The sequence below is a fragment of the Wohlfahrtiimonas chitiniclastica genome, from assembly GCF_002252325.1.
GTDB lineage: Bacteria > Pseudomonadota > Gammaproteobacteria > Cardiobacteriales > Wohlfahrtiimonadaceae > Wohlfahrtiimonas > Wohlfahrtiimonas chitiniclastica.
Map to the genome: position 1 here is coordinate 972,346 of NZ_NEFL01000001.1, position 26,924 is coordinate 999,269.

At 43.9% G+C, this 26,924-nt stretch carries 27 protein-coding genes; 14 read left to right on the top strand and 13 right to left on the bottom strand.

Translation table 11 applies throughout. The features are described 5' to 3' along the window. Window positions 1–77: 77 nt before the first annotated feature. The 4 genes from B9T10_RS04495 to B9T10_RS04510 form a co-directional block, all read right to left on the bottom strand. Window positions 78–968, bottom strand: coding sequence for a hypothetical protein (locus B9T10_RS04495; protein WP_094537961.1), 891 nt, complete (start codon window positions 966–968; stop codon window positions 78–80). A 45-nt stretch (window positions 969–1,013) separates the two neighbouring features. Then, window positions 1,014–2,255 (bottom strand): aromatic amino acid transport family protein, encoded by a 1,242-nt coding sequence (locus tag B9T10_RS04500; RefSeq protein ID WP_094537962.1) that lies wholly within the window; start codon window positions 2,253–2,255, stop codon window positions 1,014–1,016. 88 nt (window positions 2,256–2,343) lie between these two features. Continuing rightward, window positions 2,344–3,225, bottom strand: coding sequence for a transglycosylase SLT domain-containing protein (locus tag B9T10_RS04505; protein ID WP_246782147.1), 882 nt, complete (start codon window positions 3,223–3,225; stop codon window positions 2,344–2,346). A gap of 186 nt (window positions 3,226–3,411) precedes the next feature. Continuing rightward, on the bottom strand, window positions 3,412–3,831 hold the full coding sequence (locus B9T10_RS04510; RefSeq protein ID WP_246782148.1) for a hypothetical protein: 420 nt from the start codon (window positions 3,829–3,831) through the stop codon (window positions 3,412–3,414). 273 nt (window positions 3,832–4,104) lie between these two features. On the opposite strand from B9T10_RS04510, the gene aroQ reads away from it, so the two are divergent. From aroQ to accC, 3 genes are read left to right on the top strand one after another with little or no spacing between them, the layout of a single operon-like run. Next, window positions 4,105–4,575 (top strand): type II 3-dehydroquinate dehydratase, encoded by a 471-nt coding sequence (gene aroQ, locus B9T10_RS04515; RefSeq protein WP_008316554.1) that lies wholly within the window; start codon window positions 4,105–4,107, stop codon window positions 4,573–4,575. Between the two features lie 17 nt (window positions 4,576–4,592). Then, window positions 4,593–5,060, top strand: coding sequence for an acetyl-CoA carboxylase biotin carboxyl carrier protein (accB, locus tag B9T10_RS04520; RefSeq protein ID WP_094537964.1), 468 nt, complete (start codon window positions 4,593–4,595; stop codon window positions 5,058–5,060). A 15-nt stretch (window positions 5,061–5,075) separates the two neighbouring features. Next, window positions 5,076–6,422: an acetyl-CoA carboxylase biotin carboxylase subunit gene (gene accC, locus B9T10_RS04525; protein ID WP_008316552.1), complete on the top strand. Its 1,347-nt coding sequence runs from the start codon at window positions 5,076–5,078 to the stop codon at window positions 6,420–6,422. 55 nt (window positions 6,423–6,477) lie between these two features. On the opposite strand, the gene B9T10_RS04530 is transcribed toward accC, so the two are convergent. The 3 genes from B9T10_RS04530 to sufU all read right to left on the bottom strand — a co-directional run bounded on the left by B9T10_RS04530 (window position 6,478) and on the right by sufU (window position 9,783). Beyond that, a complete protein-coding gene (locus B9T10_RS04530; RefSeq protein ID WP_094537965.1) occupies window positions 6,478–8,775 on the bottom strand; it encodes a TonB-dependent hemoglobin/transferrin/lactoferrin family receptor in 2,298 nt (765 codons plus the stop codon). A gap of 156 nt (window positions 8,776–8,931) precedes the next feature. Next, entirely contained in the window at window positions 8,932–9,318 is a 387-nt protein-coding gene (locus tag B9T10_RS04535) for a DUF59 domain-containing protein (protein WP_008316548.1), read from the bottom strand. 12 nt (window positions 9,319–9,330) lie between these two features. Beyond that, on the bottom strand, window positions 9,331–9,783 hold the full coding sequence (sufU, locus tag B9T10_RS04540; RefSeq protein ID WP_026165645.1) for a Fe-S cluster assembly sulfur transfer protein SufU: 453 nt from the start codon (window positions 9,781–9,783) through the stop codon (window positions 9,331–9,333). Between the two features lie 162 nt (window positions 9,784–9,945). Between sufU and accD the strand changes: the two genes are divergently transcribed. The 11 genes from accD to gltS all read left to right on the top strand — a co-directional run bounded on the left by accD (window position 9,946) and on the right by gltS (window position 20,671). Next, entirely contained in the window at window positions 9,946–10,857 is a 912-nt protein-coding gene (gene accD / locus B9T10_RS04545) for an acetyl-CoA carboxylase, carboxyltransferase subunit beta (protein ID WP_008316543.1), read from the top strand. Then, window positions 10,847–12,124, top strand: coding sequence for a bifunctional tetrahydrofolate synthase/dihydrofolate synthase (gene folC, locus B9T10_RS04550; RefSeq protein WP_094537966.1), 1,278 nt, complete (start codon window positions 10,847–10,849; stop codon window positions 12,122–12,124). Before accD ends, folC begins: the two co-directional genes overlap by 11 nt. Before the next feature lie 5 nt (window positions 12,125–12,129). Further along, the gene (locus tag B9T10_RS04555; RefSeq protein ID WP_008316541.1) at window positions 12,130–12,864 is read left to right on the top strand and encodes an SPOR domain-containing protein; all 735 of its coding nucleotides are present in this window, start codon (window positions 12,130–12,132) and stop codon (window positions 12,862–12,864) included. A gap of 19 nt (window positions 12,865–12,883) precedes the next feature. Continuing rightward, window positions 12,884–13,495 (top strand): CvpA family protein, encoded by a 612-nt coding sequence (locus B9T10_RS04560; RefSeq protein ID WP_008316540.1) that lies wholly within the window; start codon window positions 12,884–12,886, stop codon window positions 13,493–13,495. Between the two features lie 14 nt (window positions 13,496–13,509). Next, entirely contained in the window at window positions 13,510–14,226 is a 717-nt protein-coding gene (gene ubiG / locus B9T10_RS04565) for a bifunctional 2-polyprenyl-6-hydroxyphenol methylase/3-demethylubiquinol 3-O-methyltransferase UbiG (protein ID WP_008316538.1), read from the top strand. After that, window positions 14,223–14,945: an SDR family NAD(P)-dependent oxidoreductase gene (locus tag B9T10_RS04570; RefSeq protein ID WP_094491401.1), complete on the top strand. Its 723-nt coding sequence runs from the start codon at window positions 14,223–14,225 to the stop codon at window positions 14,943–14,945. The genes ubiG and B9T10_RS04570 overlap by 4 nt, the downstream gene beginning before the upstream one ends. A gap of 27 nt (window positions 14,946–14,972) precedes the next feature. Then, a complete protein-coding gene (locus tag B9T10_RS04575) occupies window positions 14,973–16,328 on the top strand; it encodes a M16 family metallopeptidase (RefSeq protein ID WP_094491402.1) in 1,356 nt (451 codons plus the stop codon). A gap of 2 nt (window positions 16,329–16,330) precedes the next feature. Beyond that, entirely contained in the window at window positions 16,331–17,647 is a 1,317-nt protein-coding gene (locus B9T10_RS04580) for a M16 family metallopeptidase (protein ID WP_094537967.1), read from the top strand. 132 nt (window positions 17,648–17,779) lie between these two features. Further along, complete coding sequence (locus B9T10_RS04585; RefSeq protein WP_094488240.1) at window positions 17,780–18,508, top strand: IclR family transcriptional regulator; 729 nt, start codon at window positions 17,780–17,782, stop codon at window positions 18,506–18,508. Window positions 18,509–18,530: 22 nt separating this feature from the next. Beyond that, window positions 18,531–19,466 (top strand): formimidoylglutamase, encoded by a 936-nt coding sequence (hutG, locus tag B9T10_RS04590; protein ID WP_063455172.1) that lies wholly within the window; start codon window positions 18,531–18,533, stop codon window positions 19,464–19,466. Continuing rightward, entirely contained in the window at window positions 19,463–20,671 is a 1,209-nt protein-coding gene (gltS, locus tag B9T10_RS04595) for a sodium/glutamate symporter (protein WP_094537968.1), read from the top strand. The genes hutG and gltS overlap by 4 nt, the downstream gene beginning before the upstream one ends. 44 nt (window positions 20,672–20,715) lie before the next feature. Here the strand turns inward: gltS and B9T10_RS04600 are convergent, their stop codons facing one another. The 6 genes from B9T10_RS04600 to hfq form a co-directional block, all read right to left on the bottom strand. Beyond that, window positions 20,716–21,315: a Smr/MutS family protein gene (locus B9T10_RS04600; protein WP_094537969.1), complete on the bottom strand. Its 600-nt coding sequence runs from the start codon at window positions 21,313–21,315 to the stop codon at window positions 20,716–20,718. A 118-nt stretch (window positions 21,316–21,433) separates the two neighbouring features. Next, window positions 21,434–22,732, bottom strand: a complete 1,299-nt coding sequence (locus B9T10_RS04605) for an adenylosuccinate synthase (protein WP_008316525.1) — start codon at window positions 22,730–22,732, stop codon at window positions 21,434–21,436. Window positions 22,733–22,802: 70 nt separating this feature from the next. Beyond that, window positions 22,803–23,687, bottom strand: coding sequence for a protease modulator HflC (gene hflC / locus B9T10_RS04610; protein ID WP_008316523.1), 885 nt, complete (start codon window positions 23,685–23,687; stop codon window positions 22,803–22,805). Window positions 23,688–23,705: 18 nt separating this feature from the next. After that, complete coding sequence (hflK, locus tag B9T10_RS04615) at window positions 23,706–24,983, bottom strand: FtsH protease activity modulator HflK (RefSeq protein ID WP_063455175.1); 1,278 nt, start codon at window positions 24,981–24,983, stop codon at window positions 23,706–23,708. A gap of 79 nt (window positions 24,984–25,062) precedes the next feature. Next, complete coding sequence (gene hflX / locus B9T10_RS04620; protein WP_094537970.1) at window positions 25,063–26,352, bottom strand: ribosome rescue GTPase HflX; 1,290 nt, start codon at window positions 26,350–26,352, stop codon at window positions 25,063–25,065. 55 nt (window positions 26,353–26,407) lie between these two features. Further along, the gene (hfq, locus tag B9T10_RS04625; RefSeq protein WP_008316518.1) at window positions 26,408–26,674 is read right to left on the bottom strand and encodes an RNA chaperone Hfq; all 267 of its coding nucleotides are present in this window, start codon (window positions 26,672–26,674) and stop codon (window positions 26,408–26,410) included. Window positions 26,675–26,924 lie beyond the last annotated feature (250 nt).

Below are 26,924 nucleotides of genomic sequence, written 5' to 3' on the forward strand. Positions count from 1 at the left end.
GCATTTTTTAAAAAATTAATCTAAAAATGAAAAAAGCCACAACTGATGCGTGGCTTTTATAACGAAAAGGAGAAGTTTTATTTCACTTTTTCTAACACGCTCTCTAACGTTTGTGTGGTGAGGAAAAATTGAGGATCGGTCACAATGAATTCAGAGAACAAAATCCCATGATCCGTTAACAGCAATTTTAAGCGCTTCATGGTTTGATCATAATGGACAAAGTCATCATGATTGCCTTTAAAGACTTCAAGGAACGTGGCTTCATCTGGTACTACAAATACAACTTCCTTGCCATCCCATAACAGCAAATGACCGCTGCCTAACACTTGGAACGTTGGACCCATCTCAAAAATGATGTGCTTCATCACTTCCCATAAGGGTTCAAGGTTGATTTGAATGAGTTGCGTAGCATAAAAACTGCTGATGTCACTCAATGTCACCATGTGCATATGTGCAACTTCACAATGCAATGCTGTTTCCATCAAAGGTTTTAAAACTTCCGTCATAATCCCTTGTTGAGAAAGATTGGTTTCAATCTCACTCACCAACGCTTGATTGGCCTCATTTTTTGGCAATACCAACAACGCAGGGAAAATGTATAAAGGATCAGGCGATTCTGTGTCTCGATTAAAAGCCCCCACAGAAAATTCGCCATCCACCGCTGTAATCGTCACAATTGAGGGTTTAAACTGCTTGGCACGAAATTGGATTTTCGACACTTCTGTCATTTCATGATAGATCGGAAAGCGCGGGCGCATGATTTGTGACACTTGATAACCTGCGCCCACTAACACCATGCCCACTTCCGACAACGCAGGATAGAGCTGCACTAAAGCGGCACTGACCTTGCGGCTCATCTCTTCAGCCTCGGCTTTCGTTAAACATGTCTTAAACTCAGGGCTTAAATCTGACAATTGCAACATCACGCCAAAGTCTAAATACATCAATTCCGGTTGTGGGGTGTTCATGATTCTATCCTTTCACAAAAATATCCAAAAATTTATCCGTCTGTCTTATTGAATGAAAAAGTTCAGCGCTTTAATTTGGAACACTTCCACCAATAAATGAGACACCGCAGCAATGATACCGTATCCGATCACAATGTAGGGCATCCATTTTCCACCAAAGGCTTTAAAGGTGGATGGCTCGCCGCTTTTCGCCTGCTTTTTACGATGGGCAAGCACGGTCATACCCGGAATGATCACCGACCAAATCGCCGCAAATAAACCTGCAAAACCGATGGCAATGACAAAGCCATTGGGCAAACTCATGCCCAAAATGGTTGGCGGTACAAACGTGATCACGGCTGTTTTTGCGCGACCTAAATGAGAATCGTCAAAATTACATAAGTCAGCAATGTAATCAAACAAGCCTAAACCTGCTCCTAAGAATGAGGTCACCACCGCAAAGAAGGCAAAGAAATCGAGCATGTTACGGAAAAATGCTGTGAGCTGAACTGAATCAAACAGCCACAATAATTTATCGCCCGTGATGTGTTGGAAAGAGGCGCGATCCACATTCCCCATGATCCCAAGCATCCACACGGCGTAGAAAATCAACGTCAGCCACATACCAATCATTAATGCCGCACGGATTTTTTTACCGCCTTCACGGCCATAATATTTCACAAAGCTTGGAACGCTCGCATGGAAACAAAAAGAGGTTAAGAAGAACGGTAAACTGGCAAAGGCATAAATGGCGTAATTGTGCTCGCCCATGGGTTCAAAGAGTTTTGTGGCAGAAACAGAACTTAATAAACCGCTTAACGCTGCAAACAATGTAATGAACATGGCCGACATCAATACCGTGGAAATGCGATCCACTGCTTTTGCGCCCCACCACACGAGGATAGATAACACAGCAGCGAAGATTAAGCCGGCCAAAGGCTTTGGCAGATCCACATCTAAATTCACTGCCAATGCATTTTTAATGACAGAACCTGAACCATCGACATACGCATACAATAATATATAGAGGACAAATGCCACAGAAAAACCATTGATGACACTTGCAAAGTGCCCAAGATTATTTTTCACCAATGTATGAAAGCTTGAGCCTTCAGGATAGCTTAAATTGACTTCTAAAATCTCTTCTGCGGAGTTTTGCATAAAAAAGGTGGTGATCAGCATGATAAAAATGGTCCATGTGAACCACATGCCCGCAGAGACGATGGGCAAGGTGAGCATCCCTGCACCAATCATCGTCCCTGCTGCGATCATCGCACCGCCTATTACCGATGGTTGTCCTGTTTTCATAATCAAATTCTCATCTTATATTTTGCACAAAATACTCATTGTACCCATCCATTAAGAGAAGACAATATAAGATTCAAAGATGCATGGATTATGATTGCTTACGACTTCCGTAGACGATGTATTGATCACGCTCCCTTGAGGAGAGACCTTTTAAATGCTTCAATTCATTTTCCGGGATCATGATGGAGCGCACACTGTTTTTATGCTTCACATTTGGATTATAAAATTCAATGACTTCCATTGAGATGTCTGAATCACGAATGATCTTTTTCATTTTCTCAGAGTTTTCCACGCGCACACGCACCAAGTTTGGAATTTCACTGTGGCTCACAGCGGCTAAACGCTCACGATCAGCAATCACTTCAGACAATGCGAGTACTTTAGGAATGTAAGCGCGTGTCACCTCTGGCAAATCAATGTGCCAATAATCGGCTTTTTTACCTTTTTGACGATTCGCTTGAATGCTGCGCTTCACGCGCCCTTCCCCGGCATTATAAGCGGCGATGGTCAACAGCCAATCCCCATCAAACATCTTATTTAAGTACTGCAAATAATCGAGTGCCGCTTTTGTGGAGAGCTCCGGATTAAAACGCCCATCATAATTTTTATGGACATCAATGCCAAAGTGCTCTGCGGTCACTTTACCAAACTGCCACAGCCCAACATAACGGCCATTGTTTGACGCACCCGGCTGATAACCACTTTCCACCAATGGAATCATGGCCAATTCAGCAGGCATTTTGCGGCGCTTTAACTCTTCAAAGATATAGCGCATGATCACTAAGCGATCTTCATCTAAATGATTAAAAATGCGGGGATCTTTTTGAAAGCTTTTGACGTATTTTTGAACTTCTTTATGCGTGACTTCGTCACTCAATTGGCGATGCTTGGCAAAATCGGCAATCAAATGTTGTTCTTTTTTCAAGTGGCTGACTGTTTTTGCCGCAGGGTTCGCACATGCGTTGACCATGACTGTACACCACATCAGCACGGCAACGCTGAGGATGTGTTTGAAACTTTTTCTATTAAATTCAAACATCTAACTGAATGCCTATTTATTTAAAGTGCGCAATTTTAGCACAGCAACAAAAAAAGTCGCTAAAAAAATGCGCAAATTTCGCAATTCCGTCAGAAATGAAGGCGCGATGTAGTGGCCTCATTCAGGGCTTTTTAAAAGCATTGCCCAGCGCACAATCCCTAAAACACAGTAGCTGATCACAAAAGGATAATGACAAATGGAGAGAAGGGAGATCGTTGGCGTATGCACCATCGTCACATCATAGATCATCACCACACAATAAATATAATGGCTCAATAACAGCATGCCCGCTAAAGAGAGCCAAATCATGTGATCCCCGGCCACTTTTAGCACAACGAATGCCATACAATAAAAGAGCATCATTAAAATCACTGTTGCAGCTAAAAATTTCACCAAACCGAGAGATGTAATGTGATGATGTGTCATGCCGTTGCTTGCAAAAAAATAGCCGATGCCAAATGAGATCAAGAGGATCAATCCACCTGTGCTCAATAATATCCCCAGCTTTTGATGTATATTCAGTGCGCGTTCCATCACTTTTGATCTCAATTTTCGGACATTGTTTGCTAAGTTTTTAGTCAATTTATCGTAAAAAAGTTCAGCATCCCTTCGCACATAATATACAATTTCATGGAAGGTATGAGCTTTTTTGAAAAAAATAATCAAGATTGCGCGCAATTATTCAATATCCTTTAAAACCCCGTCAAAAAGGTCACATTTTGTCATTTAGCCAAATTTCACTTAATTTTTGAAAAGTTCACGCGATATACGTATAATTGCAATATTTTTACGTGACTAATATGAGGCACTATGTCCACAAACGAGCATTCTAAGGTACTGTTAATCAATGGCCCTAATCTCAATATGATTGGAACGAGAGAGCCTCAGATCTATGGTTACACAACCCTGCCTGAACTCGAAACACAATTGACACACAAGGCCGGTGAATTACAGCTTGCATTGTCATGCTTTCAGTCTAATATTGAAGGCGAAATCATCAACCAAATTCACAAAGCAAAGTCTGAGAACATTGATGTCATCTTAATCAACCCGGGCGCGTATACGCACACAAGCATTGCCATCCGTGATGCCTTTTTGAGCGTAGACATTCCATTCATCGAAATTCACATTTCGAATGTCTTTGCAAGGGAGCCATTTAGACACCATTCATATTTGTCAGACATTGCCTCAGGAATTCTGGTGGGACATGGACTTTTTGGCTATGAGCTTGGGCTCTATCGCGCTAAAAACATTGTTTCATCAAGATCATCGAAAACTTAGTAGGAGAATAAAAACTCATGGATATTCGTAAGATTAAAAACTTGATTGACCTTGTTGATGAATCAACGATTTCTGAAATCGAAATCATCGAAGGTGAAGGTTCAATCCGCATCAGCCGTAATTCTCAAGGTGCTGCGGTTGCTCAAGTTGCCCCAGTTGCTCAACCTGCATACAACCCAATGCAACAAATCGTTGCCACAACAGCGGTACCGGCGGCACCTGTTGCTGCAGAAAAAGCAGAATTGCCAGAAGGTAAAGTGATCCGTTCTCCAATGGTCGGTACCTTCTACCGCGCTGCGTCTCCAACCTCTAGCGTATTTACAGACGTTGGCCAAACTGTAAACGTTGGCGATACAGTGTGCATCGTTGAAGCGATGAAAATGTTTAATCAGATCGAAGCAGAAATTTCTGGAAAAGTTGTATCGATCCTTGTTCAAAATGGTGAGCCAGTCGAATTCGATCAACCGCTCTTCATTCTTGAATAAGATAAGGACCACTCCATGATTAAAAAAGTTTTAATCGCAAACCGTGGTGAAATTGCACTGCGCATTTTGCGAGCATGTAAAGAGAAGAATATCAGCACTGTTGCTGTGTATTCAACCGCTGACAGAGACTTAAAACACGTACTTTTAGCCGATGATTCCATCTGTATCGGGCCACCTCAATCATTTTCAAGCTATTTGAATATGCCTCAGCTCATTGCAGCGGCGGAATTGACAGATGCAGATGCCATCCATCCTGGTTATGGCTTTTTGGCTGAAAATGCTGACTTTGCAGAGCGCGTTGAAGAGTCTGGCTTTATTTTCATCGGCCCACGCGCTGAAACCATCCGTTTAATGGGTGACAAAGTTTCTGCGAAAAAAGCGATGATTGAAGCGGGCGTTCCTTGTGTTCCGGGTTCTCCTGGCGCATTAACGGATGATGCGAATGCGAACCTAAAATTAGGGGAAGAGATCGGTTATCCTGTCATCATCAAAGCCTCAGGCGGCGGCGGTGGTCGCGGGATGCGCGTTGTGCATAAAGCAGAAGACTTATTGTCATCAATCGAGCTCACTAAAGCAGAAGCCAGCGCAGCATTTGGCAACCCTATGGTTTACATGGAAAAATTCCTTGAAAAACCACGTCACGTTGAAATTCAAGTCTTATCCGATGAGCACGGCAATGCCGTATTCTTAGGTGAACGTGACTGTTCTATGCAACGTCGTCACCAAAAAGTAATTGAAGAAGCGTTAGCCCCTGGCATCACAGATGAAGAGCGTGCTCGCATCGGTGAATCATGCGTGAACGCATGTAAACGCATCGGTTACCGTGGTGCAGGTACATTTGAATTCTTGTATGAAAATGGTGAATTCTACTTCATCGAAATGAATACACGCATTCAAGTGGAACATCCTGTGACTGAATTGATTACAGGCATTGATCTTGTACGCGCACAAATCGACATCGCTGATGGCAAACCGCTTAAATTCACACAAGAAGACATCACCTATACAGGTCATGCCATTGAGTGTCGCATCAACGCAGAAGATCCTAAAACATTCTTACCATCCCCTGGCACCATCACAACATTCGTGCCACCAGGTGGCCCTGGCATTCGTGTGGATACCCACATTTATGCAGGTTATAAGGTTCCACCTTATTACGATTCAATGGTGGGTAAAATCATTGCACACGGCCCAACGCGTGAAATCGCGATCGCGCGCCTACGCAATGCTTTACAAGAAACTGTGATCGAAGGCATCAAGACGAACATCCCATTGCACCTTAAGATCTTAAATGATCCAAACTTCATCAAAGGTGGTACGGACATTCACTATCTTGAAAAAATGTTAAAAGCAGAAGATTAATTTTTGCAAATAAAAAGCCCTGATATTTCAGGGCTTTTTTCATATATTCATATCATTAAAACTGATAAGAAATACTCAAGCGCACATCTAATCCTGGCGCTTTGACACCATCATTCAAATAAGGCGCATAGCTTTTATTAAAAAGATTATCAACCGTTAGATTGATATTGGGCGCATAACGATCATCTGGCGTATAACTCATAAATAAACCATGTACAGAATAACCAGGCGTTAATTGATAACTGAGTACGCCAGCTTTTGCATCAATCGTTGATGGTGTTCTTGTCTGCTTACGCACAAATTGACTTTGCCATCCCATGCTGAAATGATACTGCGGTACATGAAAACCAATGGTTGCGGTTAATTCGCGCGGCGGAATGTCTCTTAGCCATGTTTTTTGTTCATACCATACATCACGGGGCGAACCTCGACGCTGTCCTTTCATTAAACTTGCCGCTAAACCGCCAAAGACATATGTACTTTCATACTTTGCTTCCAGCTCTAAGCCTTTAATGGTATAGCCGCGGCCATTATGAAACGCACTCATGGGCTTACCACAACCGCTATTATTGCCAGTTGCATGGTGGCTTTCACAATAAATCGCTCCAATTTTACGAATCACTTCATGATTCACTCGATTATGAAATGCGGTTGCACGAATAAAAAGCTGATCATCTTCCGTCAAAAGATCTGAGAAATTACCCATCACACCAAAACGCAGCGCACTCAATTTTTCCTTGCTCAAATCACGGCTTGTACCATTGGGCCCTGAAATGCCTTTCCCTTGTACAGTGTATTGCTCATCAATATTCGGTGCCTGCCAACTGCGTGAATAATCCACAAAGGCTGCAAATTGATCAATCGGCTGCCAATACAAGGCAATGCGTGGAGAAAATCCTTGATACGTCACCGAACGATAATCATGACCATCCTTTGCATTCGTTGAGGTATAACCTGCAACATTACCGAAGCTTTGATTTTTCACATGATCATAGCGCAAAGAAGGTGTCAATGTGAATTGCCCCAATTGAATCTCATCCATCACATAAGCACTGATGACCGTTTGACGACCAGCTGGCAAAAAGGGCGGCGTGAAATATCCATGATTAAATTCAGGCTTACCATACGATCCTTGATCATAAAACATTGTGGCATTTTGTTGTTTACGCAAATATTGCAAACCCACTGTAATGGTTTGTGTCACAACACCGGTTTCTATGATGCTTTGATTTTTAATGTGCAAACTTGTATTGCGATATGCCGTCCAATTCTCTTTGCCTAAAGTAGACAATGATGCTGAAGGCTTTTTTTGCCCAGGTTGCGGCTTAATTTTTTGATCATGCTGCTTTGTCTCTGAATGGGTGAGATCCACCGTTAAGTTCACCCAAGGATTATCAGAAGGTGCATATTCAAAATTCGCACTGTAACTGCGATCTTGCTGCTCCCGATAGAAAATACGGCGTTTCCACTCATAATCATCCATGGAATTCACATTGATTGTATTGCCACCCATCGCAGCAAATGGCATCCAACCTTTATAACGTGTATTGTTTAAACTCAAGGTTAGCTTGCTCTCTTCACCAAGATAAAGATTACTTTTGACCAAATAACTGTATTGATCAATCGCCGATCCTCGATATCGCTCATGATCTGCCAACCGTACATCTTTAGACAATGTCTTAGAAAAATAGATCAAGCCATCCATGGTATTGGCATGATTTTTACCATAAACCGCCGCCGCATAATTGCGTTGATTATTATTGGTGTGATAACCAGTTTTGAGCATAGCGCCCACAGATTGCCCTTCTCGTAAAAAATCTGTGGCATCTTTTGTGGTCATGCGCACACTGCCACCAAAGCCGCCATTGCCAATGCTCGGATCAAATCCACCTTTTTGCACATCCACAGCTTTAATCAGATCAGGATCCACATACAAAGTGCCTTGACGATATTTATCAAACGTCTTTAACGCACCATCCACCATAATGGGCACAGACTTACTCTCATTCATCCCCCAAATATTGATGGTTTGTCCACCAGGGCGAGGGCTGCCGGACATGCCAACCCCTGGGATTTTATCCAAAACCGTTGCCATATTCGTTGCTTGAATGATGTTCATCTGTGTTTGATTGATGGTGCCTTGCCCCACTTCACTTTGTGACAAGACAGGATTCATGCCTAAAATGCCTTGATTCTCCCCTACATAAACCACAACACCACTTAAATCTATGGCATTATCTGTAGAGTCATCGGATTTTGAATTTTCTTGAGTCTGTGCAAATGCACTGTGAATGAGGAGCGTAGACAATGCGAATGCAATACGCGTTGATGGAAACTGCTTAGGGTGTAACATGAATGCCTCTTAATTACATACAACGACTTAATCGAACAAGGTGAGATAATATTGATAACAATTCTCATTTGCAAATTAATTTCAATATTTGTTCTTTTTTCATACAAAACAATAAAAAAAGCCCCAAAACAGGGGCTTTTGGTGTCACCATAAAATTTAGAGCATATTCAACTCTAACTTCGCGCGCAATGACATGCGCTCAGGGGTCCAGAAGGGTTCCCACACTAAATCCACATGGCAATCATCAATCCCTGGGGTTGCCATCACAGCATTTTGTACCCACTCAGGCATTGAACCAGCCACTGGGCAACCGGGTGCGGTTAATGTCATGTCAATTTTGATTTTAAAGTGATCTTCTGTCGTGTCTAAAAACTCAATCACATAAATCAATCCAAGCTCGTAGATGTCCACAGGAATTTCTGGGTCATACACACGCTTTAAATTATTGATGATCTCTTCAACCACCGCTTCACTCGCTTCGGTTTTTTCAACGCCTTCAGCATAATAGATGACTGCGTCGTTTGGGGATTTCTCTTCACTCATGCTCAATCCTTCTTACTCTGTTTTCACAGGTTCTTCATTTTCTGTGAGGGCTGCATGCAAGGCATGCCAAGCCAATGTGGCACATTTAACGCGGGCAGGATATTTTTTCACACCTGTCAAAATTGCTAAACGTCCAAGCTCACTCGTATCTACGTCTTCATCTGTCGTGACCGCATCATGGAAAACGTTGTATAACTTTTCCGCTTCTTCGATCGTTTTGCCTTTCACCGCTTCGGTCATCAATGAGCTTGATGCCGTAGAAATCGCGCAACCTTCCCCTTTAAAAGAGACATCCTGAATCACGCCATTGTCATCAACGGTTAAAAATACTTTGATTTGATCCCCGCACAATGGATTGTGACCACGCGCTGCATGTGTAGCCGGATCAATCACGCGAAAGTTACGAGGTTTTTTGTTATGATCAAGAATCACTTCTTGATACAATGCCTGCAAATCTGAATCCATCATTGTCGTCTCGCTCACCATATAGGACTAAAAGAGTTCACAATTATACGCCCTTTTTCATTCGCTCGCATTAAAATGCCATTAAATTGTGTTCTATTGAGTATTTAACGAGAATAATTTATCATTGCCAATCCACTTTCAAACTTATTAAAGGTGTATCCAATGAGTTCATGGTTCGAACGTCTTAATCCAATGCGCATCAAGAGTACCCATTCTAACAAGAAGGTACCTGAGGGCATCTGGAAAAACTGTAAAAGTTGTGATTCGATTCTCTATCAACAAGAGCTAGAACAAAACTTAAACGTTTGTCCGAAATGTAATCATCACATGAAAATCTCGGCAAGAAGTCGTCTCATCAACTTCTTAGACACTGATTCTACCCACGAAATTGGCGCAGAGTTAGAGCCCATCGATTTCTTAGGCTTTAAAGATGTGAAATCTTATAAAGTGCGCATCAACGATGCTCAAAAAACAACCGGCGAAAGAGATGCAATGATCGCAATGGGCGGTACATTGAAAAACATCCCCGTTGTGGCATGTGCTTTTGAATTTGACTTCATGGGTGCATCCATGGGTTCTGTGGTGGGCGAACGCTTTAAGCGCGCAGCTGATTTAGCTTTTGCAGAGCGCAGACCTTTAATCGTTTTTGCAGCCAGTGGCGGCGCACGTATGCAAGAAGGTTTAACCTCTTTGATGCAAATGGCCAAAACCTCTGCCATCATCGGTAAAATGAATGATGAACACATTCCATTCATCTCCGTATTAACGCACCCAACCTATGGCGGCGTATCTGCAAGCTTTGCCATGCTTGGTGATGTGATCATCGCTGAACCTAAAGCCTACATTGGTTTTGCAGGTCCACGCGTCATCGAACAAACTGTGCGTGAGAAATTACCTGAAGGCTTCCAGCAAAGTGAATTCTTATTGGAGAAAGGCGCGATCGACATGATCATTGACCGCCGTGAAATGCGCAATCAAATCGCCTCTTTATTGTCAAAAATGGGGAATTTACCTGAGCCATTTACCGAAACCTCTTTTGAAAAAGTGGACGAAAAAGACGCGAATGCAAAATAAAACTCTAAATGAGTGGTTAATTGAACTTGAAAAAATCCATCCATTAGCGATGGATTTTAAATTAGAACGCATCAAAAAAGTTTATCAAACCCTCAATGTGACGCCCATTGCGCCCTTCATCATCACGGTTGCAGGCACGAATGGTAAAGGTTCGACCACCAATACCATTGCTGCCATTTGTGAAGCTGCGGGCACAAGCTATGGCTTGTATACATCCCCACACATGCATCGCTTTAATGAACGCATTGTCATCAATGGGCATGAAGCCACAGATGATGAGATCATTGAAGCGTTTGAAGCCATTCAAACAGCGCGCGGTGACATCACCCTCACCTACTTTGAATTTGCCACCCTAGCGGCTTTTTATCTCTTTAAAAAGCACCATGTGGCGATTGCCATTTTAGAGGTGGGTTTAGGAGGGCGTCTTGATGCCACAAACATCGTGGATGCGGATGTTGCAGTCATCACACCCATTGATTTAGATCACACCAATCTCCTTGGCAACACCATCACAGAGATCGCCCATGAAAAAGCGGGCATCATTAAGGATCACAGCATTGTGATCACTGCTGAATCCGCACCGAATGTCTCGATTTTAAATCAAGCTGCCAAACAGCATGCCACTTTGATTGAAGCCGGCCGCGATTTTCATTATGCTGCGATCCATGACCACACATGGCAATATCGCTTTAAAATGCATACATTCACCTTGCCAATGCCACGCCTACAAGGCATGCATCAATTGCAAAATGCCGCCGCTGCCATCAGCGCACTGCTCAATAGCCCAATCGCTGATCAATTGACAGAATCTGTGATTGCCAAAGGCTTACAAAACACGCGTTTACAAGGCCGCTTTCAAAAAGTGATGCATCAAGATCGTGAGTTTTATTTTGATGTGACGCACAATCCGCAAGGCGCTGCTATTTTACATGCATTGCTTGCACCCTTTAAAGCCCACAATCGCCCTGTGATTGCTGTCCTTGGCATGCTCAAAGATAAGGATGCCGCAAACCTTGCCAACGCTCTTAAAGATGACATTGACACATGGGTGCTGGCAGGTTTAGAGGGTGATCGCGGACAAAGTTCAGAGGCATTAAAAGCAAGAATCGCCCCCATTTTGTCAGAGACGACAAACATATATACTGCCCATTCTGTGGCAGATGCTTGTCAAATGGCGACAGAAATTCAGCAAAATGATGCTATAATTTTGGTGTTTGGATCATTCCACACAGTCAGCGAAGGATTGAATTGGATTAACCCGAGATAAAAACCATGAATAAAAAACTTCAACAACGCATTGTCGGCTGCATCGCACTCATCGCTTTAGCTCTTTGGATCATTCCAAATTTATTATCATCCGATGATTATCATGTGCCGGAAAATACCGCCGTCGAACAAGAAGATGACTTCTATGCAAGTACATATGATGAACCTGCAACCATCACACCACCTGTCGATGCGCGCCCTGTGCCGCCCTCTGTCCATGAACCCATCACAGAAAATATGTGGGAAGCGGTGACGGACAATCAGCCCTCACTGCCGATTGACAACAATGTGTCCATTGCAGAGCAATTGTTAGCACAAGCCAATCAACAGGGCAAAGCCGTGCAAGCCCCACAAGCACAATTGCAAAATAAACCGAATAAACAGCCGACGCAAAATCAGTCTAAGCCCAACAATACCGCAGCGAAACCTGCCAACACTAAGCCTGCGCCCTTGCCTAAAATTGAGCTCATCGGCTCTGCCCAAAGCCAAAACACCCAAAGTGCAAACGCTGCTCAGCCTAAATTCACATGGTATGTGCAAGTCGGTTCATACAGCAGCCGCGAAAATGCCACACGTGTGATGAATGAATACAAGCGCCGCGGTTATGCCTCTGAAGTGGCGTTGATCTCTAAGCAATACAAAGTGCGCATTGGGCCCCTTAAAACCCAAGACAATGCCAAAAATGTACAAGCGGAATTAAAACGCCAAGGCGTGAACAGCTACATCATTCAAATTCAATAATCGAGTAAATTAGGACCTTATGAACTACATCGACATCGCCATCATTGGCATCATTGGATTATCGACCGTCATTGCATTTTTCAGAGGGCTCATCACCGAAGCCCTCTCTTTGCTTGTATGGATCGTGGCCTTTTGGGGCGCTGCCTACTTCTCTCAAGATGTGGCGGCGATGCTGCCGGATCAATTGCATTCCATCACAAAAGGCAAAATTGACTTAAATCCCACAGAAGGCTCGACAGAAGAGTTACTCGTCTCTATTTTAAGTTACGCCATCACCTTTTTAGGTATCCTATTTTTAGCCGGTCTTGTGAATTTAGGGATTTCTCTGCTCATTCGCTTTTTGAAAATCTCCTTCATTGATCGCATCTTAGGCATGGGCTTTGGCGTATTGCGTGGTTGGTTGATCGTGGCATTTTTAGGCTTATTTGCCATGAATGTGGGCTTAAACAGCATTCCGATGTGGCAAAAATCACAATTGACGCCATTTGTGGAATCAAGCGCAAACTTCATTGCTAAATTCCTCCCACAAAAATTCTTACAACAGATCAACATCAGTGAACTCTCTAAACTGTTGCAATCAGATTTACAAAGCCCTAAATCCACCCCTGCGCAACAGCACAATCAATCATAGTTAGGAGAATCGATATGGACAATGTCTCTCAAGATGAGATCAGCAAATTCAACCAACACGATTGGTGGACGCCCAATGGCAGCTTTCAAACGCTCCATGACATTAATCCCACGCGTTTTGAATTCATTACCGAGCATGCCAATTTACATGGCATCAAAGCCCTAGATGTCGGCTGCGGTGGCGGCATCATCGCCGAAGGTTTAGCAAAGCGCGGCGCAACCACCACAGCCGTTGATTTAGCCATCGGCGCATTAGAAGTGGCGCGCGAACATGCAAAAATCTCCGGCCTTGACATTGACTATCAGCTCTCCACCGTTGAGGCATTGGCCGATTTACAACCAAACACTTATGATGTGGTGACATGCCTTGAGATGCTTGAGCACGTCCCCGATCCACAATCGATTTTAGATGCATGCAGCAAACTCTTAAAACCCGGTGGCAAGCTCTTTTTATCCACCATCAACCGCACATTTAAAGCCAAGCAATTGGTGATTTTTGCAGCGGAAACGGTGCTAAAAATCGTACCGAAAGGCACCCATGAATTTGATAAATTCATCACGCCATTTGAGTTGTACACCTATTGTGAAAATGCTGGTTTAGCCGTCAAAGACAGCCGCGGCATGAGCTTTAACCCCTTCAATCGTGTGGCTTATTTAACAAAAGATTTGTCCATGAACTATCTGTTATATGCACAAAAGCCCACACTCGCTGCAAAAGAGGAAGAGAAATGAGTCGTTTAGCCAATAAAGTCATTTTAATCACCGGTTCTACAGGCATGGTGGGCCGCAACAGCGCATTGGCCTTAGCAAAAGAAGGCGCCACCGTTGTTCTGCTTGCCCGCGAGAAAAAGCAAAAGATTGTGGAAGATTTGTATGATCAAATCGTGGCTGCCGGTTGCCCAGAACCTGCCATTTTGTACATGGATTTTGCTAAATGCAGCAATAATGATTACTATGCGCTCTATGAAACATTGGCAGCAGAATTTGGGAAACTCGATGGCATCGTGCACACTGCGGCCAATCTTGGTAACTTAACGCCCCTTGCCCACACCAATCCTGAAAAATGGTTATTAAGCATCAACACCACATTAAATACGCCTTTCTATTTAACGCAAGCCATGTTACCGTTGTTAAACAAAGCTGAACGTGGTTCGGTGATCTTTTTTGACCACGCCGAAGTGGCCGATGGCTCACAAGCTTACTGGGGCAGTTATGCCGTCGCAAAAGCTGGCTTAAATACGTTAATGAAACTCTTTGCCGGCGAGTTTGAATCCCAAGAAAAAATTCAATTCAACAGCATCGATCCTGTGTGCTTAAACTCAGCAATGCGTTACAGCGTCTCACCTTCTGGCAACCGTGATGCAAAAAAAGTGGCAGATGTCATCACACACATCATTGATTTAAATGATGATGCCCGCCCGTTCACCACAGGACAAACCTTCACCCTATAATTCACCTGACTGAATAAGGAGCGTGACATGGCATTTTTTAAAAAATTGGCTGCCATCACCACATTATCTGTGATGGCCATCAGCTACGGAAATAACGACATTACAACACAACCGACCCATGAATACACCCTAGACAATGGCTTAAAACTCATTGTGCGCGAAGATCACAGAGCCCCCGTTGCCATCACTATGGTGTGGTATAAAGTCGGCTCAGTTGATGAGCCTCGCGGCAAAGGTGGCATCTCACACATGCTTGAACACATGATGTTCAAAGGCACGCCAACCCTTGGCCCAAATGAACACTCCACCATCGTGGCGAACTTAGGTGGGAAAGACAACGCCTTTACCTCTTACGATTACACGGCTTATTTTGAGATTTTACCCAGCTGGGAATTAGAGACCAGTTTACGCTTAGAATCTGATCGCATGCACAATCTTGTGCTCAAAGAAGCAGACTTTGCACCAGAGCGTCAAGTGGTGGCAGAAGAGCGTCGCATGCGCACAGACAGCAATCCGCAAGCCCTCTTTTATGAAGCGTTTAATGCCACTGTTTGGACAACAAATGCTTATCGCAATCCCATCATTGGTTGGATGCCAGAGATTGAAAGCTGGACGTTGTCAGATTTACAAAGCTGGTACAACGAATTTTATCGCCCAAACAATGCAACCCTCGTGATTGTCGGGGATGTGGATCCTGAAAAAACCCATCAAATGGTTCAGCAATACTTTGGGGAGATTCCACGCGGCGCTAAAATCGTTCGAGAAAATAACTTTGAAGTGCCACAAAACGCCACAAAATACATTGACATGGCAGCGCCTGCAAATCTACCGGTGCTTTTTATGGCGTACAAAGTCCCAAGCATCAACAGCACTGAGCATAAAGAAGAAGCGTATGCCCTATTGCTTGCCTCAGAGATTTTAAGTGGCAGTACAACCGCTCGTTTACCGAAAAAACTGGTCAAAGAGACGCAGCAATCCCTCGATGCTTCAAGCTACTATAATGAAGGCGCGCGTTATGACACCACTTTCTTTTTAAGTGCGGTGCCGGCCGAAGGCGTGGCGTTAGAAACATTGGAAACAGAGCTCAAAGCCGCCATCAATGAACTGCAAACCACATTGGTCAGTCAAGAAGAGCTCAAAAAAATCCTCACTGCCTATCGCACAGAGCAGATTTATGCCAAAGACTCCATCTATTCGCAAGCGATGGCCATTGGCGCAGCTGAAACCACCGGTGAAGGCTGGCAAAACCGTGACAATTTGGTGAGCTATTTAGAAAAAGTGACCCCTGAGCAAATTCAGCAAGTGGCACAAAAATATCTCAATGACAGCAACTTAACCATTGGTCGTTTGCGTGCACATGCACCCGACAGTCAGGAGGAATAACCATGTTTAAACGCATTATCATGACACTCACCTGCCTCGCGATCAGTACCACAGCAATGGCATCGGACATGAAATCAAAAATTAAAGAGTGGCACACTGATGAAGGTGCCCGCGTACTCTTCATCAATGCACCGGAAATCCCCATGGTGGACATCGTCGTCTCGATGGATGCTGGCAGTTTTCGTGAAGGTGATCAACATGGCTTAGCCGCAATGACCGCCACAATGATGACTCTTGGCACCAAAGAGATGGATGAAAATGCATTCTCTGAAGCGTTAGAAAATATCGGCAGCAGCATTTCTGCGGGTTCTAGCATTGCAACCACCACCATCAATATTCGCTCATTGACAGATGAAGCTGTGCTCAATCGCACCCTTGAATTATGGTCAGAGATGATGGCATCACCTCGCATGGATGGCGCGATCTTTGATCGTGAACGCGCCCAAGCCATCGATGCACAAAAAGCACGTTTAGACAATCCAAGCGCGATTGCAGGCGAGCTGTATCAATCCCTGCTCTTTCCAGATCAGTTGCAAGGCGTCACAAGCGAAATGCTTGAAGCCTCTTTAAAGGCGATGAAGATTGACGATGTGAAAGCCTTCCGCGAGGCTTATTACCATGCCACAAATGCCAATATCGTGATCGTCGGTGCCTTGTCTGAACAAGAGGCTAAAACCATCAGTACAGCATTGAGCGCACAACTTGGCAAAACTGACAAAACATTAAGCCCCATTCGCAATGATGCCAAAGCCGTTAAAGCACAAACGGTGCGTCAACCTTTCAATGGTCCACAAAGCCAAATCATGATGGGTCAAGTGAGCATTGATCGCTTCAATCCTGACTTTTTACCCTTAACGCTCGGTAATCATGTGTTAGGTGGCAGCGGATTGACTTCCCTTTTGATGATGGACATCCGTGAAAAGCAAGGCTTAACCTACGGCATTTACAGCTATTTTAGCCCAACCTTGCTTCATGGTCCTTTCACCATTGGTCTGGCCACTAAAAACGAGAGTGTTGAACATGCCATTGAAGCCACCCTCAAAGAGACCAAGGCATTCATCGCCAATGGCCCAATGGATGCAGATTTAGAACGTGCGAAAAATAATTTAATTGGCAGCAGCATTTTGGCATTAAGCAGTAACCGTGGGTTAGCATCAGCATTACTCACCATTGCCCAATATGATCTACCACTAGATTATTATGACACTTATCCTGATCGCATCCGTGCCATCACGAAAGAAGAGATTCAAAAAGCATTTGAGAAACACATTCACCCCGATGACTTCACCATTGTGATTGTTGGCGGTGCTGCTGAGTAAGCAAAACTGAGCTGTTCACACAATCCCGCACCCTGCGGGATTTTTTATGCCTAAAATAAATATTCTCATAAAATAAGAAAGTTTTTTGTTTTCAAAAAAGATCATTGCTATTGTAATCCTAGGAGTGAGATTATGAAAAGCACTGATAGATTACTGAACATCCTGTCTTATATTGCCTCTTGCGGTAAGCCCGTCTTCCCAAAGCACATATCACAGGCATTAAACATCCCGTTATCCTCGGTTTATAGGATTTTAAATATTCTCATAGAATGGGAATTTGTCACACCATCCCGAAAATATGGGGCCTATACTTTAGGTGCACAAAGCTTAAAGGGACAACATTTGCATCAAACCTATTCCATCTTTAATGATGATGTTGATGCGGTGTTGCAAAACCTCTGCGATGTAACAGGGGAATCTGCGGGCATTGTGGTGGCAGATTACACAGAAACCATCTGCATTAAAATGGTGGAGAGTGAACAAGCGCTGCGCTGCTCATTTTTACCTGGTCGCGTCAATCAATTAACATTAGGGGCAAGCGGCAAAACCTTACTTGCCTTTAAAGAAGCAGCCATTGGCAATGCCATCATTGAACATGCCTACCCGAAAGATTGCATAGAGAAAGAGACCCTCATCACGGATTTAGCACGCATCCGCGCCCAAGGTTATGGCCGCACAATGGGCGAAATTGATCCCGGCGTACTTGGCATCTCTGCCCCCATTTTCCGTCATCAGTCCGCCATTGCAGTGGTGACATTGATGGCCCCCTATTTCCGTGGCAGTGCCCATGAAACACAGTGGATTGAAGCCATTTTAGAAGCGAGCGCCGCCATTACCGCCTTAATTGGCCACGATCAATAAAAATTTAACCAAAGGAGTTTTCATGTCTGATCCATTTGTCTGGTCCGGACGCTTTGATGGCGATGATGTTTGCCATCGCCGCCTATTTCAAGTGATCAATCAATCCACTGCCCCACAATTTGGCCTACTCGGCTTTGAAAGTGATGAGGGCGTGCGCCGCAATCAAGGGCGCTTAGGTGCAGCTGCCGCCCCTGATTTGATCCGAAAGCAAATGGCAAGCTTCCCCGTGCATCAATCATTTAGCCTCACGGATTTTGGCAATGTCAGCGTTGAGCATCAAGATTTAGAAGCTGCCCAAGCTCAACTTGGGGAAAAAGTGACGATGTTGATGAATCAAGGCATCACGCCCATTGTGTTAGGCGGTGGTCATGAAACAGCATATGGCAGCTTTCAAGGCATTTTTCACCATGTGGCACAGCAGCATCCGAATGAGTCTATTGGCATCATTAATTTTGATGCGCACTTTGATTTAAGAGCCGCCGATGAAAACACCTCTGGCACGCCATTTTTAAATGCCGCTCACCTATGCCAAGCGCATGATCAACCCTTTCATTATCTTGTGATTGGCATCGCAGCTCACGCCAATACACGCGCATTGTTTGATAAGGCCGATCAGCTCAATGCCACATATGTGATGGATACAGCGCTCGCAGACCTTAATCACACCCTCAAGATCCTCACCACATTTGTGAATACTGTGGATCACATTTACATCACCATTGATTTAGATGTGTTTTCAAACTTCATTGCCCCTGGCGTCAGTGCGCCTGCGGTGCGCGGCATCAGCGTTGCCACATTTGAAGCCTTATTCATTCACCTCATTGACAGCGGCAAAGTGCGTCTATTAGACATTGTAGAGTGCAATCCTAACTTTGACATTGATCAGCGCACCACTAAATTGGCCGCTTTCATCGCTTACCAATTCATTCAATACCACATTCAGAAGGAGCCTTCATGAACCTGCACCTTGACTCACTCAGCACGCTCTTTTTAACGGTTTTATGCCTGCTATTGGGTTTATTTTTAAAAAATCGCCTCTCATGGCTCCAAAAATTTTGTATTCCAGCGCCCGTGATTGGTGGCTTCATCGTCAGCATCGTGATCTGGATACTCAGAAGTTTTGAGCTCGCAACGTTCTCCTTTGACACCAGCATCCAAAGCTTTTTGATGGTGGCATTTTTCACGACTGTTGGGATTGATGGTAGCTTTCGCATCCTCAAAAGCGGCGGCAAATTGCTCCTCATTTACTTATGCATCTGTTGGTTTTTGGCGCTCTTTCAAAACACCTTTGGCGTTGGCATTGCCCTGTCATTGGGTGCAGATCCGATTTTAGGTGTGATGGCTGGCGCAGTCTCCTTAACCGGTGGCCATGGTGGCGCAGCGGCCTTTGGTGGCATGGCAGAAGGTTTAGGACACTCATCGGCGGCTGTTGCTGCCATTGCCGCGGCAACTTTTGGTTTGATTGCCGGCAGCATTTTAGGTGGACCTGTGGCACGCTTTTTAATCAAACGTCACAACGTCAAAATCGAAGCCATTGATGATGCGCAAAACCTCCCGAATGAGCCGAAAACTTTAGCAAATGCCATTAAAGAAATTGATGTGACTGCCTTTTTGAAGGTACTCGCCATCATCCTTGGCATTATGGTGGTTGGGCGCATTGCCTCTGAACAATTCACAGCTTGGACAGGTTTTTCTCTGCCAAGTTATGTGGGTGCGATGATCATCGCCATCATTGTCCGTAACGTTAATGATGCGGCGGGTGTGGTGAATTTACATCAAAAATCCATTGATTTAATCTCAGGCGTATCGCTCGGTTTATTCTTAACAATGGCGATGATGTCTCTGAAAATCTGGGAATTGAGCGACATTGCGTTACCGTTACTCATCATTTTATTGCTACAAGTGATCTTCATTGTGCTCTTTGCCGTCTTCTTTGTTTTCCGAGTGCTTGGCAAAAACTATGATGCTGCCGTCATGTGCGCAGGTTTAATGGGTCATGGTTTAGGCGCAACGCCAAATGCTATGGCAAACATGACGAGCGTGTGTGACCATTACAAAGTGATCTCCACTCGCGCATTGATGATTGTGCCCTTAAGTGGCGCGGTGTTGATTGACATTGTGTCGATCCCTTATCACACCTATCTCATCAACTATTTCTCATAAATGTGTGAAGTAACCAATAGATCAACCGCCTTCGGGCGGTTTTTTTATTCTTTCACCCAAGCTTTACGCTTTAATAAAAAAATAACCGCGCCATCATTATTGCGCTCTTCTGTATAAGCGAGCACTTCAGGATATTCATACAGCCAGCGGCGCACATGATTTTTTAAAATCGGCGTAAAATTTTTAGACCCTAAACCGCTGCCATGGATGATGCGCCCACACACGCCCTTAGACTGCACATAATGGCAAAATTCTGTCAATAGCTCATCTAACCCATCCATTTTATGACCATGCAGATCTAAGCTCTCTACAATGCGATAGGTGCGCTGCTGAAGCTTTTGCACATCACGGTTGCCCTGCCCATTTTTTGAGTGCTGAATGGGCGCGGCCTCATAGGTTTCACCAATATAGAAATAATCATATTCGATCTCTTCATAATGAGGACGCACATGCACTTTGCGCTTTGGCCGCAAAGTCAATGGATCAACACGATCACTGTAAATGCGCTTCACGTCTTTCATCACGCTTGCAAACTCTGGCTCAGGTGCCATGGGCTTTTGCGCCGCAGCCATCTTTGCCTTCAATTCATCGCGACGAATGACGGCTTTCATCTGCTTTAATTGTTTTTGATAATCCTTTGCCATGGTGACTCTTTTGAATGAATGGAAGGTTTTACCCTATCATTGACACCGCTGCGTTTCAACGCCTGACATAAAAAAAGGGCCCTTGGCCCTTTTCATTTAATCTTTGATGCAACGAATCTTACAATTCAGCAAATGGGTCGTTCAACACGATGGTTTCAGAACGATCTGGACCTGTAGAAATCACATCCACTGGCGCATCAATCAATTGCTCAATGCGTTTGATATAGTTTTGCGCGTTGATTGGCAACTCTTCAAACGTTTTCACGCCCACTGTGCTTTCAGACCAACCCGGATGAGATTCATAGATCGGCTCACAACGTGCAAAGCGATCGGCACCGTATGGAGGATAATCTAAGGTTTCACCATCTAAATGGTAACCTGTACAGATTTTCACTTCTTCCATACCATCGAGTACGTCTAATTTCGTTAAGCATAAACCAGAAATACTGTTCACTTCTACAGAGCGGCGCAATACAGGTGCATCAAACCAACCACAACGACGCGCACGGCCCGTCACTGAACCAAATTCATGACCACGTTCTGCCAAGCCATAACCCACATCATCATGCAATTCTGTTGGGAATGGACCTGAACCCACGCGTGTAGTGTAAGCTTTCACAATGCCCATCACGTAATCAAAGTATAAAGGACCGACGCCTGTACCCACAGCCGCACCACCGGCTGATGTGTTGCTTGATGTCACAAATGGATAAGTCCCGTGATCGATGTCTAAGAATGTGCCTTGAGCACCTTCATACATCACGCTCTTACCTTCTTTGCGTAAATCATTCAACTCTTCAGAAACATCCGTCACCATTGGTAAAATGCGTGGTGCCAATGCCATGATTTCATTGTATACAGCATCCACACTCAATGGTTCTTTGCCAAAGTAGTTTTGCAATACAAAGTTGTGGAACTCCATCACTTGAACCAATTTTTCTTTAAAGCGTTCAGGATAGAAAAGATCCGCCACACGAATTGCGCGACGTGCCACTTTATCTTCATACGTCGGACCAATGCCGCGACCTGTGGTACCAATTTTGTTCACGCCCAATTTTTCTTCGCGCGCAAGGTCAATGGCAATGTGATAAGGCATCACTAAAGGACAAGCTTCTGAGATTTTCAAACGCTTATCAACATCCACACCTTTAGACAATAATTCATCCATTTCGCTTAATAAAGCAACTGGCGACAACACAACACCGTTACCGATGTAACATGTGATGTGTGGACGTAAAATACCAGATGGAATCAAGCGTAAGACTGTTTTTTCACCATTGATCACCAATGTATGACCGGCATTGTGACCGCCTTGGAAACGCGCAACTGCCGTTGCTTTTTCCGTGAGAAGATCAACAATCTTACCTTTACCTTCATCACCCCATTGAGTGCCAACGACAATGACATTCTTACCCATTTGTTTTATTCCCCGATTTCAAATTTTGAATAAAAAAAAAAGAAATGCAATTCAATGATGTTTTCGCACGCTATTTAGGCTGAAAATATTTAAAGAATTCAGAATCCGTATCGAGAATTAAGATGTCGCCATCTCGCTTAATACTCTTCTGGTACACTTCTAAACTACGATTAAATTCGTAAAACTCAGGATTGGCCGAGAACGATTTTGCATAGACTTCTGCGGCAATGGCATCGCCTTCACCGCGTAAAATTTCCGCTTTCTTATACGCATCAGCTAAACGAATTTCGCGCTCTTTATCGGCTTTGGCAACCTTTTCAACATATGTTGCTTCACCGCGGGCACGGAACTCTTTTGCCGCACGTTCGCGTTCACTGTTCATACGATCATAAACGCTTTGTTTCACATCTTCAGGCAACTCAACGCCTTTAATGCGCATGTCAACAATCGCAATTCCGTATTGCTCACCGGTTAAACGCACATTTTTTAAGATGTCATTTTGAATGATCGAACGCGTTGTATTCCCGCTGACTTCATCAATCCCCGCCACCACATCTTGTAAATTACGATTGGCAAATTCCGCACGATAATTGTCTTGCACCACAGGGCGCAATAAATTATTCAAACGCGCAGGATTGCCTTGTACACGCTCATAGAAAACTTTTGGGTCTTCAACGCGCCATTGCACAAACGTATCGACGATGAGATTTTTCTTCTCAAGGGTTAAAAAGGGTTCAGGATCGGTGTCTAAGGTTTGTAAACGACGATCAAATTTTTTGATGGTATTGATGAATGGCACTTTAAAATGCAAACCTGGCCCGATGTTGTTTTGTTGCACAACACCAAACTGTAAGCGAATGGCCGTTTCCCACTGTTTGACAATGTAAATGGAGTTCGCTAATAAGAACACTGCAATAACAGCGCCAATCACGATTTGTGTAATTCTCTGATTCATGTCTTGCCCTACTCTAAATTAACGACCATCTTGGCGACTGCGAATGTTCACAGCACGCTCTGGGGTGGTATTCACGCTCGTTGCCGACTGTTTTGGCAACATGGCTTGCGGTGCAGTTTTGTTTTGAGATTCGCGAATCGTTGTGGAATCAATGTCTAATTTAATGGTTTGTTGCTGACCATTGCTTAACAACTGATCTAATGGCAACACCATCAAATTATTGCTTTGTGTATTCATCAACACTTTATTGGTGGTTTGGAAAATGTTTTCCATCGCATCTAAATACAAGCGCTGACGCATGATCACAGGGGATTTAGCATACGCAGTATTTAATAACGTAAAGCGTGCCGCCTCACCTTCTGCTTTAGCCACAACACTTTGTTTATAACCTTCCGCTTGAGCCAATTCACGTTCAACTTCACCATTGATGCGTGCTAACACATCTGTGACATAAGTATTCGCTTGGTTGATCATGCGCTGTTCATCTTCACGTGCTTTGATGGCATCTGTAAAGGCGGCTTGCACAGATTTGGGTGCTTGTGCATCCACTAAGTTCACATTGGTGATTTTTAAGCCCACGCCATAAGAATCGAGCACTTGTTGCGCTAAGGATTTAACCTCTGCCACCAATTGCGCGCGCCCTGACGTTAAAATGGCATCTAAACTGGTTTGACCCACGCGTTCACGTAAAGCACTTTCCACAACATCGCGAAGCGTGCCATCAGGATTGCTAGAGGCAAACCAATACGCCGCAGGATCTTGACGATCAATTTCATATTGCACTTCAACGCGCACATCCACGATTGCTTCATCTTTTGTGAGCATCATGGTCTCTTTATTTGTGCCAATTGTGGCGGAGAAACGGTTCTCAACGTTGATGATGCGGTGCTCACCAATTGGGGATGGGAAGCGCCAATGCATACCAGGACCTGTGACCGATTGCTCTTTACCTAAAAAGAGCACCACGGCATTGTTACCCGTATCCACGATATAAATGCCCGTGAGCATCCATAAAATGAACACCACAAGCGCACCAAAGCCCATCACTTTGCCGCTTAAATTATTGGGCATTTTGCTAGGTGATCGAGGTGCTTGATTTGGCTGATTGCCATTGCCACCATTGTTTGAAGATTTACCAAACATTTTATTTTTTAAATCTTTCAATAAAACGTCTAAATCTGGCATATCCTCTTGCTTTGGTTTTTGATCTTGACCACGTGGCGGCTCGTTAGAACCCCCCGAATTTTGACCATTTTTAGGCTCATTCCAAGCCATTTCTACAGTACTCTCTTTCATCTTTCCCTTAAATTAAAGAATTTTTAGACAAAACTTGCCATACGCTACCAATTTTTGCCATAAATTGCACCTAAAATCTCTAGTTGAGGTATTTTTGGGCATCAACATCATGCTTTAACAAGCGGTCCCACTCAGCTTTATGCATCAATAATGCCATGACAAATTCACCTTGTTCATTCACAGACTCATTTTTAACGGCATTTAATGCAAATAGCTTAGCACGTAATCGCCCTTGTGATGGCGGGAGAACAACATTTTTCGTCACATGTTGATCTTTAAAATAATCACCAATGGCGTCTTTAAGGGATTGAATCCCTAAATCTTTTTCTGCCGAAATCCACACAGCAGACGGCTGCTGTTCATCATTATAAATGACGTGCGGCTCAACATTTTCTAATAAATCAATTTTATTGTTCACTTGAATGCGCGGCACAGCTTCTGCACCAATGTCCACCAAGACATTCGCCACCTGCTCGCTTTTAAATTCGCGCTCAGGATCACCAGCATCGATCACTTCTAATAAGAGATCAGCATCGGCTGCACTTTGTAAAGTAGAATGGAATGCGGTGACAAGCTCATGGGGCAATTTAGAGATAAAGCCCACGGTATCGATCAACACCACATCGCCAATGTTTTCTAAAAAGAGTGTGCGATGCTTAGGATCAAGCGTGGCAAAGAGCTTATCTTCCACATAAGTACCCGCATCTGTTAAACGGTTAAATAAACTCGATTTACCGGCATTCGTATAACCGACAAGCGCCACAACAGGCACGCCTAAACGATTGCGCAGTGCTTGTCCTTGCGCACGGGTTTGTTGGACTTTTTCTAATTTTCTTTTGAGCTGCTTAATGCGTAGCCCAATCATGCGTTTATCCATCTCAAGCTGAGATTCACCGGGACCACGCAGACCCACGCTACCGCCACGCAAACTGTCTAAATGCGTCCACATGCGCACCAAACGCGAGGAAATGTGCGTCAATTGCGCAAGCTCCACCTGAAGCTTACCTTCAAAGCTTTCTGCACGCTGTGCAAAGATGTCAAGGATGAGCGCGGTACGATCGACCACACGGACTTTTAAGAAACGTTCTAGGTTACGATTTTGTGAGGGAGAGAGTTCATGATTAACGATGACAACGTTCGCTTCTAGCGCATTGACGGCTTCTAAAACCTCTTCAACCTTCCCTAAACCTAAGAAGTATTTTTGATTCGGCGTTGCGAGCTTGCCTTTAATCAAGGTAAGCTCGCTCACGTCCGCAGCTTTGACCAGCTCTTGGAATTCTACAATTTCTTCTGCATGAGCATCTTGTGTCTGTAGACTCACAAGAACGGCTTGATCTCCACTTCGTGTCTGACTTTCGTTTTCGAACATTTATGTCTGTATGCCGGCTAAAAAGTCAATTCTAACACGAAATTCGCTTTGGCGATTAAATTGTGATTTCTGTTTCAACTTCTTCAGAAACGGCTTCATCACCATCGAAGCTCACACGAATGCTACGTGCAGGTACGATTGTAGAAATCGCATGCTTGTAGATCATTTGGCTAACGTTCGAGCGCAATAACACCACGAATTGGTCAAAAGATTCTACTTGACCTTGGAGTTTAATACCGTTGATCAAATAAATAGAGACTGGGATTTTTTCCTTACGGAGCACATTTAAAAATGGATCCTGGAGAGATTGAGATTTTGCCATTGTTATATCCTTCACTAATATTAATTAATTTTGAGAAATTTGTTACATCTTTATTGTACTGATTCGACTATCTCCACCTAGTGAACATTATATACATAAATATTTCCCTTGCGTAATAGAAACTATAAATGTCAATCATAAAGTCACCAAATACTGCTGAACCTAGAAAGATGTTGACCAAGTGATGTGCTTTTTAATTTACATCAAAACAACTAAAAGCATAGAATCTCTTCACCCGATGGTGTCAGAC

Bases quoted from the DNA above. Each gene is read 5' to 3' on its own strand.
- B9T10_RS04535 (WP_008316548.1), bottom strand. From the start codon at position 9,318: ATGAGTGAAGAGAAATCCCCAAACGACGCAGTCATCTATTATGCTGAA.
- aroQ (WP_008316554.1), top strand. From the start codon at position 4,105: ATGTCCACAAACGAGCATTCTAAGGTACTGTTAATCAATGGCCCTAAT.
- ubiG (WP_008316538.1), top strand. From the start codon at position 13,510: ATGGACAATGTCTCTCAAGATGAGATCAGCAAATTCAACCAACACGAT.
- hfq (WP_008316518.1), bottom strand. From the start codon at position 26,674: ATGGCAAAATCTCAATCTCTCCAGGATCCATTTTTAAATGTGCTCCGT.
- B9T10_RS04570 (WP_094491401.1), top strand. From the start codon at position 14,223: ATGAGTCGTTTAGCCAATAAAGTCATTTTAATCACCGGTTCTACAGGC.
- B9T10_RS04505 (WP_246782147.1), bottom strand. From the start codon at position 3,225: ATGGTCAACGCATGTGCGAACCCTGCGGCAAAAACAGTCAGCCACTTG.
- B9T10_RS04575 (WP_094491402.1), top strand. From the start codon at position 14,973: ATGGCATTTTTTAAAAAATTGGCTGCCATCACCACATTATCTGTGATG.
- accD (WP_008316543.1), top strand. From the start codon at position 9,946: ATGAGTTCATGGTTCGAACGTCTTAATCCAATGCGCATCAAGAGTACC.
- hflK (WP_063455175.1), bottom strand. From the start codon at position 24,983: ATGAAAGAGAGTACTGTAGAAATGGCTTGGAATGAGCCTAAAAATGGT.
- accB (WP_094537964.1), top strand. From the start codon at position 4,593: ATGGATATTCGTAAGATTAAAAACTTGATTGACCTTGTTGATGAATCA.
- hflC (WP_008316523.1), bottom strand. From the start codon at position 23,687: ATGAATCAGAGAATTACACAAATCGTGATTGGCGCTGTTATTGCAGTG.
- B9T10_RS04560 (WP_008316540.1), top strand. From the start codon at position 12,884: ATGAACTACATCGACATCGCCATCATTGGCATCATTGGATTATCGACC.
- B9T10_RS04500 (WP_094537962.1), bottom strand. From the start codon at position 2,255: ATGAAAACAGGACAACCATCGGTAATAGGCGGTGCGATGATCGCAGCA.
- B9T10_RS04600 (WP_094537969.1), bottom strand. From the start codon at position 21,315: ATGGCAAAGGATTATCAAAAACAATTAAAGCAGATGAAAGCCGTCATT.
- B9T10_RS04585 (WP_094488240.1), top strand. From the start codon at position 17,780: ATGAAAAGCACTGATAGATTACTGAACATCCTGTCTTATATTGCCTCT.
- folC (WP_094537966.1), top strand. From the start codon at position 10,847: ATGCAAAATAAAACTCTAAATGAGTGGTTAATTGAACTTGAAAAAATC.
- hutG (WP_063455172.1), top strand. From the start codon at position 18,531: ATGTCTGATCCATTTGTCTGGTCCGGACGCTTTGATGGCGATGATGTT.
- gltS (WP_094537968.1), top strand. From the start codon at position 19,463: ATGAACCTGCACCTTGACTCACTCAGCACGCTCTTTTTAACGGTTTTA.
- B9T10_RS04605 (WP_008316525.1), bottom strand. From the start codon at position 22,732: ATGGGTAAGAATGTCATTGTCGTTGGCACTCAATGGGGTGATGAAGGT.
- B9T10_RS04530 (WP_094537965.1), bottom strand. From the start codon at position 8,775: ATGTTACACCCTAAGCAGTTTCCATCAACGCGTATTGCATTCGCATTG.
- accC (WP_008316552.1), top strand. From the start codon at position 5,076: ATGATTAAAAAAGTTTTAATCGCAAACCGTGGTGAAATTGCACTGCGC.
- B9T10_RS04555 (WP_008316541.1), top strand. From the start codon at position 12,130: ATGAATAAAAAACTTCAACAACGCATTGTCGGCTGCATCGCACTCATC.
- sufU (WP_026165645.1), bottom strand. From the start codon at position 9,783: ATGGATTCAGATTTGCAGGCATTGTATCAAGAAGTGATTCTTGATCAT.
- hflX (WP_094537970.1), bottom strand. From the start codon at position 26,352: ATGTTCGAAAACGAAAGTCAGACACGAAGTGGAGATCAAGCCGTTCTT.
- B9T10_RS04495 (WP_094537961.1), bottom strand. From the start codon at position 968: ATGAACACCCCACAACCGGAATTGATGTATTTAGACTTTGGCGTGATG.
- B9T10_RS04580 (WP_094537967.1), top strand. From the start codon at position 16,331: ATGTTTAAACGCATTATCATGACACTCACCTGCCTCGCGATCAGTACC.